Origin of the sequence: Streptomyces sp. 3330 (assembly GCF_031456635.1) — a bacterium.
In the GTDB taxonomy this organism is placed as follows: Bacteria; Actinomycetota; Actinomycetes; order Streptomycetales; family Streptomycetaceae; genus Streptomyces.
Map to the genome: position 1 here is coordinate 171,088 of NZ_JAVDVA010000004.1, position 13,320 is coordinate 184,407.

Genomic DNA, 13,320 nt, shown 5'->3' on the forward strand with positions numbered 1-13,320 from the left:
CGCCCCCCGCGGCACCGTCAGGATCCCGGGGTCGGCGCATGGGCCCGGGAAAGCGCTTCCTCACCGTCGGACCGGGCCACCGCCAGAGCCGTCGCCGGGTCGTGGGCCGCGTCCCCGGCGGGCAGCCAGCGGCCGCCCTCCTTGCGGTACGGCCACCATCTGCCGTCCCGCCCCAGCCGCAGTTGGCAGGTCGTCCCGACGACCGTCCACCGGTTGTCCCGCACCCGCAGCACCGGCCGCTCGTCCTCCTCCCAGGCCGCGTCCAGCGCGGTACACGCGCGTGCGAGCGCCTCGCCCTCCACGGCCCACTCCTCCTCGAGCACGGCCAGCGCGGCCGCCCCGCCGTGCCGCCAGGCCCGGACGGCGGCGGCGAGTTCCGCGCGGTCGCGGCCCGACCCGGCGGCGAGACGGTCCAGCACGGCCCCGCCGGGGCGATCCGCCGCACCGCCCTCGTCCGGAACGCCCTCGGCCAGCCGTACGGCGTCCTGGCCCACGGTCGGCCGTGCCGTCGGCGCAGGCCGTTGCGCACCTTCGCGGAGCACCTCCGCGAGCAGCAGGTGCGCCGCGGCGGCCGTCCGGGCGGCCAGCGCCTCCAGCGCCGCCGGATCGACCCCGGCCGGCGGCGGGGCACCGGTGTCCAGCGCGGGCGGCACCCCCGGCTCCGGCGGGATTCCGGGCACAGCGGGCAGCGGGGGCAGGATGTGCCCCGCCGCGAACGCCTCGGCCGCGTCCACGCCCTCGCCGCGCCGCGGCTCCGCCTCGGGCCGCGCGGCGGAGCGGCGCCCCTGGAGGCCGTCCAGCAGGCCCTGTTCGGCGCGTCCGCGGAGCAGCAGGAGGACGAAGGGATCCTGGTCGAGCAGCTTCGCCACCTGATAGCAGACCGCCGCCGTGTGACCGCAGTGATCCCAGGCGCCGCAGTCGCATCGCGCCTCCAGTTCGCCCAGCCCCGGCAGCAGGTCGATGCCGGCCGACGCCGCGTCCTCGACCAGATCGGTCGGCATCTCCCCGTCGAGCAGCGCGGCGACGTGCCCCGCCCGCTCCACCGCGAGGTCCAGAAGACGGTCCCACTGATGGTCCGGGAGCCTGTCGAGCAGCACGTCGGCCCGGTGCTGCGTGTGATCGCGGTCCCGGACGACGGCCGTGATGCGCCCCGGTCGCACCGACACCGCGCCCACGGCCCCCGCGCGCGCGAGCCGGCGGCCCGTCCTGACCTGTTCGCCGTCCAGCGCGCCGTCCTCGAGCGCGGCCAGCCACGCCCGTCCCCACCACGTCCGGGCGAACCCCCCGCCGCGCGCGGGAGGCGACGCGGCGAAGATCCGCTCCTCGTCATCACGGTCGTGCCGGTTCATCGCGCGTCCCCTCGCAGCTCCACCAGATCGGCCAGCTCGGCGTCCGTCAGTTCCGTGAGCGCCGCCTCGCCTGCCCCGAGCACGGCGTCCGCGAGCGCCTGCTTGCGGCGCAGCATGTCGGCGATGCGGTCCTCGATCGTGCCCTCGGCGATCAGCCGGTGCACCTGCACGGGCCGTGTCTGACCGATCCGGTACGCCCGGTCCGTGGCCTGCGCCTCGACGGCCGGATTCCACCAGCGGTCGTAGTGCACGACGTGCTCCGCGCGCGTGAGGTTGAGACCCGTGCCCGCGGCCCTGAGCGACAGCAGGAACACGGGGACCTCGCCGTCCTGGAAGCGCCGCACCATCTCCTCGCGCTCGTCGATCGGCGTGCCGCCGTGCAGGAACCGGGTGGGGACGCCCCGCGCCGCCAAGTGCTGTTCGAGGATCCGGGCCAGGCGCACGTACTGCGTGAAGACCAGCACGCTCGACCCCTCGGCGAGGAGGGTGTCGAGCAGTTCGTCCAGGAGTTCGAGTTTCCCGGAGCGTCCGGCGGTCGTCGGCCGCTCCTCCTTCAGGTACTGCGCCGGGTGGTTGCAGATCTGCTTGAGGCCGGTGAGGAGCTTCACGATCAGACCGCGGCGCGCCATGTCGTCGGCTTCGGCGATCGCGGCGAGCGTCTCGCGCACCACGGCCTCGTACAGGCCGATCTGCTCCGTCGTGAGGGCCACGGGCCGATCGGTCTCGGTCTTGGGCGGCAGTTCGGGTGCGATCCCCGGGTCCGACTTGCGCCGGCGCAGCAGGAACGGTCCCACGAGCCGGGCGAGCCGCTCCGCCGCGGCCGGGTCCCCGCCGCTCTCGACGGCTCGCGCGTACCGCGTCCGGAAGGCGCCGAGGCGGCCCAGCAGGCCGGGTGTCGTCCAGTCCAGGATCGCCCACAGCTCCGAGAGGTTGTTCTCCACCGGGGTGCCGGTGAGCGCCACCCGCGCGCGTGCGCCGATGGTGCGCAGCGCCCGCGCGGTCGCCGAGTACGGGTTCTTCACGTGCTGCGCCTCGTCCGCCACGACCAGGCCCCACGGCACCTCGCCGAGCCGTCCCGCGTCCAGGCGCAGTGTGCCGTAGGTGGTGAGGACGAACTCTCCGTCGGCCAGGGACTCCAGATCGCGGCGCGGACCGTGGAAGCGGCGCACCGGTGTGCCTGGCGCGAACCTCTCGATCTCCCGTTGCCAGTTGCCCATCAGGGACGTCGGACAGACGACGAGGGTGGGGCCGGCCGCCGCGGCGTCCGTCTGGCGATGGAGATGCAGGGCGATCAGCGTGACGGTCTTGCCGAGCCCCATGTCGTCCGCCAGGCAGCACCCCAGGCCCAGGGCCGTGGTCCGGGCCAGCCAGTCCAGGCCGCGCCGCTGGTAGTCGCGCAGCGTGGCGTCCAGGGCCGCCGGCTGCTCCATGGGCCCCTGCGTGCCGGGGTGCGTCAGCCGGTCCCGCAGGGCCGCCAGCCACCCGGTGGGCCGCACGTCGATCCGTCGGCCGTCCACCTCCGTCGAGCCCGTCAGAGCCGCGCCCAGCGCGTCCACGGGTGTCATCTTGCGGTCCTGCTGGGCGCGCGCCCGGCGCAGTTCCCGCGGGTCGATCAGGACCCACCGGTCGCGCAGCCGCACCAGAGGCCGACCGGCCTCGGCCAGCCGGTCCAGTTCCTCCCGGGTCAGCTGCCGGTCGCCCAGCCCGAACCACCAGGTGAACGTCAGGAGCGAGTCCGCCGATAGGAAGGACGGCGTGTCCGCGCCGGGCCGGTCGGACCGGCCTTCCCCGTCCGGCGGGCCCACGATCGCGCGGGCGGTCAGGGTGCGGGCCAGTTCCCTCGGCCAGTGCACCTCGATCCCCGCGCCCGCCAGGGCCCGCGAGCCCTCGCCCAGCAGCTCGGACACCTCCTCGTCGAGAAGCTCGACGGCCTTCGGGACGGCGGCCGACAGCAGGGGCGTCAGCGCCGGCCAGGCGCGGGCGGCGCGGCGCAGGGCCAGCAGGGCGTCCATCCGCGCGCGGGGGCCGAACGCCCCCCGCGTGACGTCGGAGTCCGCCCACACGTCGGCGGCGTCCGCGACCAGCGCGGGGTCGCTCACGCTGTGCACCTGCGGCACGGCGCGGAACGTGGGCGCGCCGATCCCGGGACGGTCGGGTCCGGCCGGGTCGAGACCCACGACCTCGATCCGCAGTGAGATCCGGACGCCGGCGTCGTGGCCCGCGGCCACGTCGGCCGCCCACGCGCGCAGCTCCGGCAGACGCCGAGGCTCCGGGGCCGCGTAGGCCGGACCTCCGGTCATGAGCGGCGCCGCGGGCGTGCGGGGCAGCGCGTCCGCCACGGCGTCCAGGAAGGAGCGCAGCAGTCCCTCGGGCTCGGGAAGGCGCAGCGGCGGGGTCCCGTCCACCGGGACGGCGTGCGCTTCGGGCGGCATCGAGGCGGCCAGTCGGCGCACCTGATCGATGTCCTCCGGAGCCAGCGGACCGATCCGCCAGGCGTCGTGGTCCCCGGGCGACAGACCGGGCAGCAGGAGACCGCGCGCCACGCACCGCAGGGCCAGCAGGGCGGCCGCACCCCAGAAGGCGGCGGCCCGGTGGGCGTCCGGCACGGCACGCGCGCGTGTGAGGAGAGGCAAGGCGTCCTCCACCGGGACCAGGACGGCGGGTACGCGCGCGAGGACCACGCCGGAGCCGGCGGGCCGGACGACGGTCAGATCCTCCACGGGCCGGTCCGCCACGGCGGGACGTGTGTCGTCGTCAGGTCGCCAGAAGGCGACGCGGCCGGTTCGGGCCGGGGTGCCGGGCACGAACACGGCGGAGCAGCCTGCCGGTCTGACATTCTCGAACGGTGTTGCCACGGGGACCTTCTGCGCAGCGATGAAGCTACTCCTCAAACTTGACTACCAAGGACGGGGTCGCCGAGGGTACAGCACTTCGGCGGGAAACGCGCGCCGTCTCGATCCGGTCCGGTCCGCCGACCTGGACGGGAACTCTCAGGGGTGTCTCGGGGCTGTACCTCAGGGGCGTCTCAGGGTCGAATCCGGAACCGCGGGCGGCCTGGAGCCGTTTTCATGGCAGAGAGCGGCAGTGGCCGCGAAGGAGGCGACGCACATGTCGAGAAACGCGAAGATCGCCGCAGGGGGTGTGGCGGTCGGACTGCTGTTGTTGATCTGGCTGCCCTGGTGGGCCGCCCTGCTGATCGTGCTGGGGGTTCCGGCGGCTGCCTACCTCACCCTGGATCCCGATCAGCGGCGCCGGCTGCGCCGCGTCACCCGCAAGGAACTCGGCCGCTGAGTCCTGGCCGCTGCGCCGTGGCCGCCGGGTGACGGGGCCCGCGTCGCGGTCCCCGTCACCCGGCGCATCCGGGCTTCCGGACCCCGTGGCGTGGCCGCCGGACCGGCCTCGGCGGGATCGCCGCCCCTCAGAGCGGCCGTACGGCCATCTTGTCGAGCGCTTCGAGGAGCCCGGGCAGTTCGGGTCCGCGGCCGACCGGCAGCACCTCGCCCGGCACTTCGTCGAGCAGGACGAAGGCGATGTCGTCGGTCCTGGCCACCAGCGACCAGCCGGGGCCGTCGGCGCGCAGCGTGCGCGCGTCACCGGGCGCGAACGACGAGCGGACGCGGCCGAGCGGAGGCGGCGCCTCCACGTAGGCGCGTACCTCGGCGAGGACACGTCGGATGCCGCTGTGGCCCTGAGTCGTGCCCTTCCCGGCCTCCTGGGGTCCGTCCGCCCGGTCGGCTCCGTCCGCACCGTCGGCCCGGTCGGCGGTGTCGGCCGGGCCCGTCCCGTCGCCCCGGGCCCCTGAGCCGTCGGCGGCGCCGGCAGCGGCGGCGGCGCCCTCCTGGGGGCGGGCGAACTCCGCGTCGTCGATCTGCTCCCGCCACAGGGCCCACTGGAGCGCGATCTCGTCGGCGCCCAGCCGTCGCTGGGCCGGACCCCAGGTGCTCGTGTCCGGAGGCGACAGCGCGGGGCCGTCCGCGAGGTCGGCGGCGGGGTCGTGCGGCGCCGGAACGCCGGGAGCCGCGACGGCGACCGCCAGCGGCCAGCCGGGCAGGGCGGCGACGACCGTCCGCTCGCCGGGCGACAGGTCGTACTCCATGCCGCAGTCCCACGACGCGATGGCGACCGCGACCAGCGACACGTCGTCGATGACGACGGTCCACCGCGCGCCCTCGCCGTCCTGGCCCAGCACCAGTCCGTACCCGTCCGCGAGCGGCGGGAGGCCGAGCGCCGCACAGGCCTCCGGGTAGTCGTCGCCCAACGCGCTCGGGAACTTCGCCGGCGTCAGCAGTACCGCCGTGAGCACATAGAGCGCATCGTCCGCGGCGGCGACGGCGTCCTCGTCCGTCCCAGCCATCCCAGCCTCCCCATAGGTTTGTCCGACGGCGCGCACCCTAGTGCGGCGGGAAGGCCCTTGTCACGACCGCCCGACACACCCGGAGCTGCGGTTTTCCGGTCGGACGGGGCGAATCGACCACCTCCGGCCGTCGGATGCGTCACGTCGGCGGCAGCCCGAGGAGCTCGCGGGCCACGGTACGGGGAGACTCGTCGCGCTCCCGGGCGAGCGCGATGACCGCCCGGCATGCCAGTTCGTTGACCCCGAAGGACAGCGCCTCCGGCGACACCCAGCCCGCCGCCTCGTCGATCCGGTCCTGATCGTCCTCCGCGCACGCCGTGACGTACGCGGCGGCCGCCTCGAACAGGTTGTGGGCGCGTTTCCCGCCGCCGCGCGCTTCCTTCCCCGAGGCCCCCTCCCCGCCCGAATGCGACCGCGCCCGCGACACGTCGCGGAATCTCCCGTAGGCCGTGCGGATCCTGTCGAACATGCCGACCGCCTTCCCCCTGCGTGGTTGCCCCGTCCGATCGTTCATCTCCTCCTGTTCAACCTAGAGTTGGAGTTCCGGCGGCAGAAGGGGGACGGTGCGGTGAAGCGCTTCGACCGGCTCAGGCAGATCCAGCGGTTGGACCCGTACGAGGACGCGTACGAGATCTACCGGCTCATCGCGGCGTACGAGTTCCCCTGGGACGTCACCCGCGCTCTGGAACTGGCCCTCTACCGCACCTACGCGGTGCCGAGCATCGGGCGTCTGCTCGACGAGACGGCGGAACTCACGGACCGCGCGCAGAAGCGCTACGACGACACCTCGCTGCTGCTGGACGCCGTCGTCGAGCACGGCTTCGACAGCGAGCGGGGCCGGACGGCCGTCCGGAGCATCAACCGGATGCACCGCGCCTACGACATCAGCAATGACGACATGCGGTACGTGCTCTGCACCTTCGTCGTGATGCCGAAGCGGTGGATCGACGCCTACGGATGGCGCGGGCTGTCACGCCACGAGACCGTCGCCTGTGCGGTGTACTACCGCACCCTGGGGCAGCGCATGGGCATCAAGGACATCCCGGAGACCTATGAGGAGTTCGAGGCCTGTCTCGATGCCTACGAGAAGGCCCACTACGCCTGGGACGAGGGGGCGCGGCGTGTCTCGGACGCCACGCTCGACCTGATGGCCTCCTGGTACCCGAGGCCGCTGGCGCCGGTCCTGCGCCACGCCACTCTCGCCCTGCTGGACGGACACCTTCTGGAGGCGTTCCGCTACCCCCCTCCGGGCCCCGCGGTACGCGCGCTGGTGCGGGCGGCGGTGCGGGCGCGTGGACGCGTCGTGCGGCTGCTGCCGCCGCGCCGGGCACCCCACCACGCACGACAGAACCGGGAGATCAAGGGATACCCGAACGGCTACCGGCTGGCTGAGCTGGGCACCCGCCCGGTGCCCGGCGTCCGCGGCTGCCCGGTCCGGCGCACGGGCGGGTCAGCCGCCGAGTGAGGTGAGCGTCTCGCGCAGCCAGCTGAGCTCGGCCCGGGAGGTGGCACGCGCGATGGTCAGCACGCCGCGCCGGAACGGGTCCTCCAGCTCCTCCGCCCGCAACGGCCGGTCACCCTCGTAGAAGAAGCTCGCCGGCTCCTCCAGGAAGGCCAGCCTGCGGCGCAGCACGGACGCCTGGGCGTCGGCGTCGTCCAGGTGCCGGAGGAAGGCGAGCACCGTGAACCAGCGGTTCTCGTCGGTGATGTCGCGCTGGGCGGGTTCCGCGAGCAGCCGACGCAGTTCGCTCCGGCCGGCCGCGGTGAGGCTGAGGACATGGCGCGGCGCGGCGACGGCGCCGGGCTCGGTGGCGCGCACCAGGAGCCCCGACTTCTCCAGCCGCTTGATCGTCGGATAGAGGGTGCTCTCGGCCACCGGTCGGACGTGTCCCGTCAGCGCGGTGATGCGCTTGCGCAGCTCGTAGCCGTGCAGCGGGGCGTCGTACAGGAAACCGAGGATGGCGAGCTCCAGCATGCCCGCATTCTGCCGCATGCCGGTGGTACATCGTGACAGTTATACATCAATCCTCAGGTACATCGCTTCCCTTATGCATCGTTGACTTAATACCTCCGGAACGATGTATGTTGGCGGTTCGCCGGGACGGACGGCGGTGACCACCCGAGGGGGAGACGATGCAGCAGACGGAGTTCGACGGGGCGGGCAGCCAGGTCCGCTGGACCGAGACGCGGGGTGCGGAACCCGCGCGGGTGTATGTGCACGGACTGGGCGCGGCGTCGGCCGTCTACCACGCGCATGTGGCCGCCCGTCCCGAACTCGCCGGTCGGCGCAGCCTCTTCGTCGACCTGCCCGGACACGGCATCAGCGACCGCCCCGCGGACTTCGGCTACACGCTGGACGACCACGCCGACGCTCTCGCGGCCGCGCTTGACGCTGCGGGGGTGACCGGCGCCGAGCTGGTCGCCCACAGCATGGGGGGCTCCGTGGCCGTCGTGCTCGCCCACCGCAGGCCCGACCTCGTCGCCCGGCTCGTGCTCACGGAGGCCAATCTGGACGCCTTTCCGCCGTCCTCCGCGGGGAGCAGCGGGATCGCCTCCTACACCGAGGAGGAGTTCGTCGACGGCGGGTACGCGCGCGTGCTGGACAAGGTCGGGCCGATCTGGGCCGCGACCATGCGGCTGGCCGACCCGCGGGCTCTGCACCGCACCGCCGTCGGACTGAGGCGCGGGTCCGACCCGGTCATGCGCGAGATCCTGGCCGGGCTCGACGGGGTGGAGCGTGTCTACCTCCAGGGCGGGCTGTCCGGTGCACTCGACGGGGCGGACGCCCTGGAGGCGGCGGGCGTGCGGGTGGTGACGGTGCCGGGCGCCGGTCACAACGTCATGTTCGACGACCCCGACGCCTTCGTGCGGGCGGTCGCCGGCGGGCGTTGAGCTCTCAGCCCTCGCGGACGGCCAGCGCCAGGAAGCGGGCGTCCTCGTCGGCGTACGACGTCATGCGCCAGCCCGAACAGGCCAGCAGCGGGCGGAGGTTGGCTTCCGCGCGGAGGTCCTCCGGCGTGAGCCGCCTTCCCTGACGGGCCGCGAGCGCCGCCCGCCCGATCGGATGGAACAGCGCCAGCGTGCCGCCGGGGCGCACCACCCGTGCCAGCTCCCGCAGGTTCTCCTGCGGCCGGGGCAGGTGGGCGACGAGGCCCGCCGCGAACACCGCGTCCAGCGACGCGGAGCGGAAGGGGAGCGCGGTCACGTCGGCGAGCATCAGCAGTCCGGCACGATCGCGTCCGGCCCGTACGGCGGCCGCCAGCATGTCCGGGGTCAGGTCCGCCCCGACGACCACTCCGGACGGTCCCACGGCCGCACGCAGCGGCGTCAGCGCCCTCCCGGTGCCGCAGCCCGCGTCCAGCACACGGTCGCCCGCGCGCAGACCGAGGCCGCCGACCGCGGCGGTGTAGGCGGGACCGTCGTCCGGGAACCGGCTGTCCCAGTGCGCGGCCCGTGCGCCGAAGAACTCCTGAACGTGTGTGTGGTCGTCGCTCATACTCCGCATGATCTCTCACCGACACGGACGACACCGCGGTGCACACGTTCGACCGTGACCCGATCGTTCCGGCGCACTGTTGCGCCACATTGCAGCACCTTTCGAAATGCGCCCCCTTTGTGCTCCCGTGCCCCGACTAGCCTCCCGTGGCCATGGGACACCTGGACCACGCCGCCTTCGGCTGGCTGACCCCCGCGCTGTCGTACGTGATGGCCTGCGTCGGCGCCGCCCTCGGGCTGCGCTGCACCGTGCGGGCGCTCGGGGCCACCGGACGCTCGCGCCGCAACTGGCTGATCACCGCCGCCTCGGCGATCGGCACCGGAATCTGGACCATGCACTTCGTGGCCATGCTCGGCTTCGCCGTCAGCGGCACCGACATCCGCTACGACGTGCCGCTGACCGTGCTCAGCCTGCTCGTCGCCATGGCCGTCGTCTGCGCCGGCGTCTTCGCCGTCGGGTACAGCCGTGACCGCACGCGCGCGTTGCTGATCGGCGGCCTCACCACCGGCCTCGGGGTGGCCAGCATGCACTACCTGGGCATGGCGGCCGTCCGGCTGCACGCCGACGTCAGCTATGACCCCGTGCGGGTGGGACTGTCCGTCCTGATCGCCGTCGTCGCGGCCACCGCGGCCCTCTGGGCGGCGCTCAACATCAGGTCGCCGGTCGCGGTCACCCTCGCCTCCCTCGTCATGGGCGCGGCGGTGAGCAGCATGCACTACACCGCGATGTTCGCGGTGAGCGTCCAGGTCACGCCCTCGGGCGAGGCGCTGCCGGGGGCGTCGGCGATGCAGTTCATCTTCCCCCTCGCCGTCGGCCTCGGCTCCTACCTCTTCCTGACCTCGGCCTTCGTCGCGCTGTCGCCCACCACGGGGGAGCGTGAGGCGTCCGCCTCGGCCCAGCAGCCACCGGACAGCCGCCCCGTGCGGCAGCAGGCCCGGCCCGTCTGACGCGACCGGCCCGCCCCCCGAACCCTTTCCGAGCGAGGAGGCCATGCGTACACCCCGTAGGACCCCCACGGCAGGCGCCGACGCGCCGCCCCCCACACGCGGGCGCCGCGCCCACGCCGGACCTCCCGCCGACGAGGGCCCGGACGAGCAGAGCGACGCACCGGCGGACGCGATACCCGCGCGCGCGGAGCGCTGGCGCATCAGGCCGCGCACCGTACGCGCGAAGATCGTCTGTCTGCTCATGGTGCCGGTCGTCTCGCTGCTCGCCCTGTGGGCGTACGCCACCGTCACCACCGCCCAGGACGTGTCCGGGCTGCGCCAGTTGCAGCGCGTGGACTCCGAGGTGCGCGCCCCCGTGGCAGCCGCGGTGGCCGCTCTGCAGACCGAGCGGGCGGCCGCCGTGCGCTACGCGACCCGGCCCGCTCCCGGGCAGTCCGGGGACCTGAGGACGCTCGCGGAGGACACGGACCGCGCGGTGGGCCGGCTGCGGCTGGGCGACGACAGCACCGTCGCCGACGGCCAGGAACTGCCCACGGGAGTGGCCCAGCGGCTCGAGGCGTTCGTCTCCGGGGCCGAGGAACTCCCCTCGCTGCGCGCCGCCGTCCTCGACGGCCGCGCCGGCTGGGAGGAGACGTACGGCCGGTACACGCGCACGATCTCGGCGGCCTTCTCGGTCGGCGGTGCCCTCTCCGGCGTGCAGGACGCCGAACTAGGCTCGGACGCGCGCGTGCTGCTCGAGTTCTCCCGCGCGGGAGAGGCCCTGGCCCAGGAAGGCGTCGTGCTAGCCGGGGCACGCCTCGACGGACGTCTCGACGCAGCGCGCCTGCGACTTTTCACCGGTGCCGTCGACACCCGCCGCACCTTCACGGAATCGGCCGTCGCGGACCTGCGCGGACCCGAGCGCACCGCCTGGGAACGCCTCGCCGCGGGCAGTGCCTACGCGGCCTTGTACGCCGCCGAGGACGGGGCCCTCGCCACCGGGCCCGGCGCGAAGGCGCTCGCCGCCGCCCCCTCGAGCGTCTGGGACAAGGCCCACGCGCGCGTGCAGAGCGGGATGCGGACGATCGAGGCGGACGCCGGGCGCGGGGTCGCCGACCGGGCCGACCCGTTCACCCGCGGTCTGCTCACCTCCGCAGGCGCCGCCGTCCTGCTGGGCCTCGCCGCCGTCATCGCCTCGCTCGTCATCTCCGTGCGCATCGGCCGCGGACTCGTCGTCGAGCTGGTCAGCCTGCGCAACAGCGCCCTGGAGATCGCCCGGCGCAAACTTCCGGAGGCCATGCGCAAACTCCGCGCGGGGGAGGAGATCGACGTCCGCGCCGAAGCGCCGCCGGGACCTCCGTCGGAGGACGAGACCGGCCAGGTCGCCCAGGCCCTGGGCACCGTGCACCGCGCGGCACTGCGGGCCGCCGTGGAACGCGCCGAACTCGCCAGCGGCATCTCCGGGGTGTTCGTCAACCTCGCCCGCCGCAGCCAGGTCCTGGTCCACCGCCAGCTGAGCCTTCTGGACAGCATGGAACGGCGCTCCGACGACCCGAACGAGCTGAGCGACCTGTTCCGGCTCGACCACCTCACCACCCGTATGCGGCGCCACGCGGAGAGCCTGATCATCCTCTCGGGGGCGGCGCCCGGGAGGGCCTGGCGCATGCCGGTGTCCCTCACCGACGTGGTCCGTGCCGCCGTCTCCGAGGTCGAGGACTACGCGCGCGTGGAGGTACGGCAGCTCCCGGAGGCAGCCGTCATCGGCACCGCCGTCGCGGACCTCACCCACCTGCTCGCCGAACTCGTCGAGAACGCAGCCCAGTTCTCGCCGCCGCACACGCGTGTGCGGGTCACCGGCGAACCCGTGGGCAACGGGTACGCCGTCGAGGTCGAGGACCGTGGCCTCGGCATGGGCAAGGAGACCCTCACCGAGGCCAACCGGCGCATCGCGCAGTCGGAGGCGCTCGACCTGTTCGACAGCGACCAGCTCGGCCTGTTCGTGGTCAGCAGGCTCGCCGCCCGCCACGGCATCAAGGTCCATCTGCGGACCTCGCCCTACGGCGGTACCACCGCGGTGGTCCTCCTACCGACGGCGCTCCTGCACAGCGGCAAGCCGGAACGTTCCGCCCGTGAGGTCGCGGGGGTCGGGCCGCAGCCCGCGGAACGCCTCTACGCGCGCCTGTCCGCCGCGGACCGGCACACCGCCGACCGGCGCCGGGAAGCGGTCGCCGCCTCTGCCGACCGGCACCAGGAGGCCGTCGCCGCCTCCGCCGACCGCCCCGCGCTGGTGGCCCCGGTTCGAGCCGCCCCCGAACAGGCCGCCCCCGAACGAGCGGCCCACGAACGAGCGGCCCACGAACGAACCGCCCACGAACGAACCGTCCCCGAACGGGCCGCCGCCGAACCCGCGGCCGCCGACCCCCCGCCCCCCGGAGTCACCGCCCTGCGCCTGCACCGCCCCCCGGACGACGCCGGATCGGACGACCTCCCACGCCGGGTACGGCAGGCCAACCTCGCCCCCCAACTGCGCAGGTCGCACGCCGAAGAACCGGCCGGGCCGCCCGGCCGGCCCGACCCGCGCGAGCACGAAGGGCGCACCCCCGAACTCGTACGGGACCGGATGTCCGCGTACCGGGAGGGCTGGGCGCGCGGCGGCGGCAGGCAGCCCGGCCACGGAGCCGCCCCGGAACCCGAAGCGGGCGGCGACAGCAGCGAAGGAGACCCCAGATGATCCAGGACCCGAGCACGAGGTCGGCCCAGCGGTCCGGCGAACTCGACTGGCTGCTGGACGACTTGGTGATGCGCGTGAGCGAGGTACGGCACGCCGTGGTGCTGTCCAACGACGGACTCGCCGTCGGCGCGTCGACCGACCTGAGGAGGGAGGACGCCGAACACCTCGCCGCCGTCGCCTCCGGCTTCCACAGTCTCGCCAAGGGCGCGGGCCGCCACTTCGGCGCCGGCGGCGTGCGCCAGACCATGGTCGAGATGGACGAAGGCTTCCTGTTCGTGGCCGCCGCGGGCGACGGATCCTGCCTGGCCGTCCTCACCGCCGTGACGGCCGACATCGGCCTCGTCGCGTACGAGATGGCGCGGCTCGTCAAGCGGGTCGGGGAGCACCTCTACACGGCGCCACGGCTCGCCGCGCGCCCGCCCGCCGCCGGATGAGCCCGGAGAACGACCGCATGTGGCCAGAGA

Annotated in this window: 12 protein-coding genes; 6 read left to right on the forward strand and 6 right to left on the reverse strand. The window is 74.2% G+C overall.

The features are described from left to right. Positions 1-17: 17 nt before the first annotated feature. Positions 18-1,349, reverse strand: coding sequence for an SWF or SNF family helicase (locus tag J2X68_RS08825; RefSeq protein WP_310431902.1), 1,332 nt, complete (start codon positions 1,347-1,349; stop codon positions 18-20). Beyond that, positions 1,346-4,159, reverse strand: a complete 2,814-nt coding sequence (locus J2X68_RS08830; protein ID WP_399039628.1) for a DEAD/DEAH box helicase — start codon at positions 4,157-4,159, stop codon at positions 1,346-1,348. Before J2X68_RS08830 ends, J2X68_RS08825 begins: the two co-directional genes overlap by 4 nt. 298 nt (positions 4,160-4,457) lie before the next feature. Between J2X68_RS08830 and J2X68_RS08835 the strand changes: the two genes are divergently transcribed. Further along, positions 4,458-4,640 carry a hypothetical protein gene (locus J2X68_RS08835; protein ID WP_310431904.1) on the forward strand — a complete coding sequence of 61 codons (183 nt, stop codon included), beginning with the start codon at positions 4,458-4,460 and terminating at the stop codon, positions 4,638-4,640. A 127-nt stretch (positions 4,641-4,767) separates the two neighbouring features. Here J2X68_RS08835 and J2X68_RS08840 read toward each other — a convergent pair whose 3' ends face one another. Both J2X68_RS08840 and J2X68_RS08845 read right to left on the reverse strand, forming a co-directional pair. Continuing rightward, on the reverse strand, positions 4,768-5,703 hold the full coding sequence (locus tag J2X68_RS08840; RefSeq protein ID WP_310431905.1) for a hypothetical protein: 936 nt from the start codon (positions 5,701-5,703) through the stop codon (positions 4,768-4,770). 139 nt (positions 5,704-5,842) lie between these two features. Continuing rightward, positions 5,843-6,172 (reverse strand): hypothetical protein, encoded by a 330-nt coding sequence (locus J2X68_RS08845; protein ID WP_310431906.1) that lies wholly within the window; start codon positions 6,170-6,172, stop codon positions 5,843-5,845. Positions 6,173-6,271: 99 nt separating this feature from the next. Here J2X68_RS08845 and J2X68_RS08850 point away from each other — a divergent pair, with 99 nt between their 5' ends. After that, a complete protein-coding gene (locus J2X68_RS08850; protein WP_310431907.1) occupies positions 6,272-7,168 on the forward strand; it encodes an oxygenase MpaB family protein in 897 nt (298 codons plus the stop codon). On the opposite strand, the gene J2X68_RS08855 is transcribed toward J2X68_RS08850, so the two are convergent. Next, a complete protein-coding gene (locus J2X68_RS08855) occupies positions 7,154-7,678 on the reverse strand; it encodes a PadR family transcriptional regulator (protein ID WP_310431908.1) in 525 nt (174 codons plus the stop codon). The two genes, J2X68_RS08850 and J2X68_RS08855, sit on opposite strands and share 15 nt — an antisense overlap. Before the next feature lie 158 nt (positions 7,679-7,836). Between J2X68_RS08855 and J2X68_RS08860 the strand changes: the two genes are divergently transcribed. Next, positions 7,837-8,595, forward strand: a complete 759-nt coding sequence (locus J2X68_RS08860) for an alpha/beta hydrolase (protein ID WP_310431909.1) — start codon at positions 7,837-7,839, stop codon at positions 8,593-8,595. A gap of 4 nt (positions 8,596-8,599) precedes the next feature. On the opposite strand, the gene J2X68_RS08865 is transcribed toward J2X68_RS08860, so the two are convergent. After that, positions 8,600-9,199, reverse strand: a complete 600-nt coding sequence (locus tag J2X68_RS08865) for a class I SAM-dependent methyltransferase (protein WP_310431910.1) — start codon at positions 9,197-9,199, stop codon at positions 8,600-8,602. A 152-nt stretch (positions 9,200-9,351) separates the two neighbouring features. On the opposite strand from J2X68_RS08865, the gene J2X68_RS08870 reads away from it, so the two are divergent. The 3 genes from J2X68_RS08870 to J2X68_RS08880 are packed head-to-tail and all read left to right on the forward strand — an operon-like array spanning position 9,352 to position 13,290. Beyond that, positions 9,352-10,146 carry an MHYT domain-containing protein gene (locus J2X68_RS08870; RefSeq protein ID WP_310431911.1) on the forward strand — a complete coding sequence of 265 codons (795 nt, stop codon included), beginning with the start codon at positions 9,352-9,354 and terminating at the stop codon, positions 10,144-10,146. A 43-nt stretch (positions 10,147-10,189) separates the two neighbouring features. Further along, positions 10,190-12,856, forward strand: coding sequence for a nitrate- and nitrite sensing domain-containing protein (locus J2X68_RS08875; RefSeq protein WP_310431912.1), 2,667 nt, complete (start codon positions 10,190-10,192; stop codon positions 12,854-12,856). Then, positions 12,853-13,290: a roadblock/LC7 domain-containing protein gene (locus J2X68_RS08880; protein WP_310431913.1), complete on the forward strand. Its 438-nt coding sequence runs from the start codon at positions 12,853-12,855 to the stop codon at positions 13,288-13,290. Before J2X68_RS08875 ends, J2X68_RS08880 begins: the two co-directional genes overlap by 4 nt. Positions 13,291-13,320: the final 30 nt, after the last annotated feature.

What these genes read in the sequence shown, in the direction of transcription:
- J2X68_RS08825 (WP_310431902.1), bottom strand. Translation starts at nt 1,349, where the DNA reads ATGAACCGGCACGACCGTGATGACGAGGAGCGGATCTTCGCCGCGTCG.
- J2X68_RS08835 (WP_310431904.1), top strand. Translation starts at nt 4,458, where the DNA reads ATGTCGAGAAACGCGAAGATCGCCGCAGGGGGTGTGGCGGTCGGACTG.
- J2X68_RS08840 (WP_310431905.1), bottom strand. Translation starts at nt 5,703, where the DNA reads ATGGCTGGGACGGACGAGGACGCCGTCGCCGCCGCGGACGATGCGCTC.
- J2X68_RS08845 (WP_310431906.1), bottom strand. Translation starts at nt 6,172, where the DNA reads ATGTTCGACAGGATCCGCACGGCCTACGGGAGATTCCGCGACGTGTCG.
- J2X68_RS08855 (WP_310431908.1), bottom strand. Translation starts at nt 7,678, where the DNA reads ATGCTGGAGCTCGCCATCCTCGGTTTCCTGTACGACGCCCCGCTGCAC.
- J2X68_RS08860 (WP_310431909.1), top strand. Translation starts at nt 7,837, where the DNA reads ATGCAGCAGACGGAGTTCGACGGGGCGGGCAGCCAGGTCCGCTGGACC.
- J2X68_RS08865 (WP_310431910.1), bottom strand. Translation starts at nt 9,199, where the DNA reads ATGAGCGACGACCACACACACGTTCAGGAGTTCTTCGGCGCACGGGCC.
- J2X68_RS08870 (WP_310431911.1), top strand. Translation starts at nt 9,352, where the DNA reads ATGGGACACCTGGACCACGCCGCCTTCGGCTGGCTGACCCCCGCGCTG.
- J2X68_RS08875 (WP_310431912.1), top strand. Translation starts at nt 10,190, where the DNA reads ATGCGTACACCCCGTAGGACCCCCACGGCAGGCGCCGACGCGCCGCCC.
- J2X68_RS08880 (WP_310431913.1), top strand. Translation starts at nt 12,853, where the DNA reads ATGATCCAGGACCCGAGCACGAGGTCGGCCCAGCGGTCCGGCGAACTC.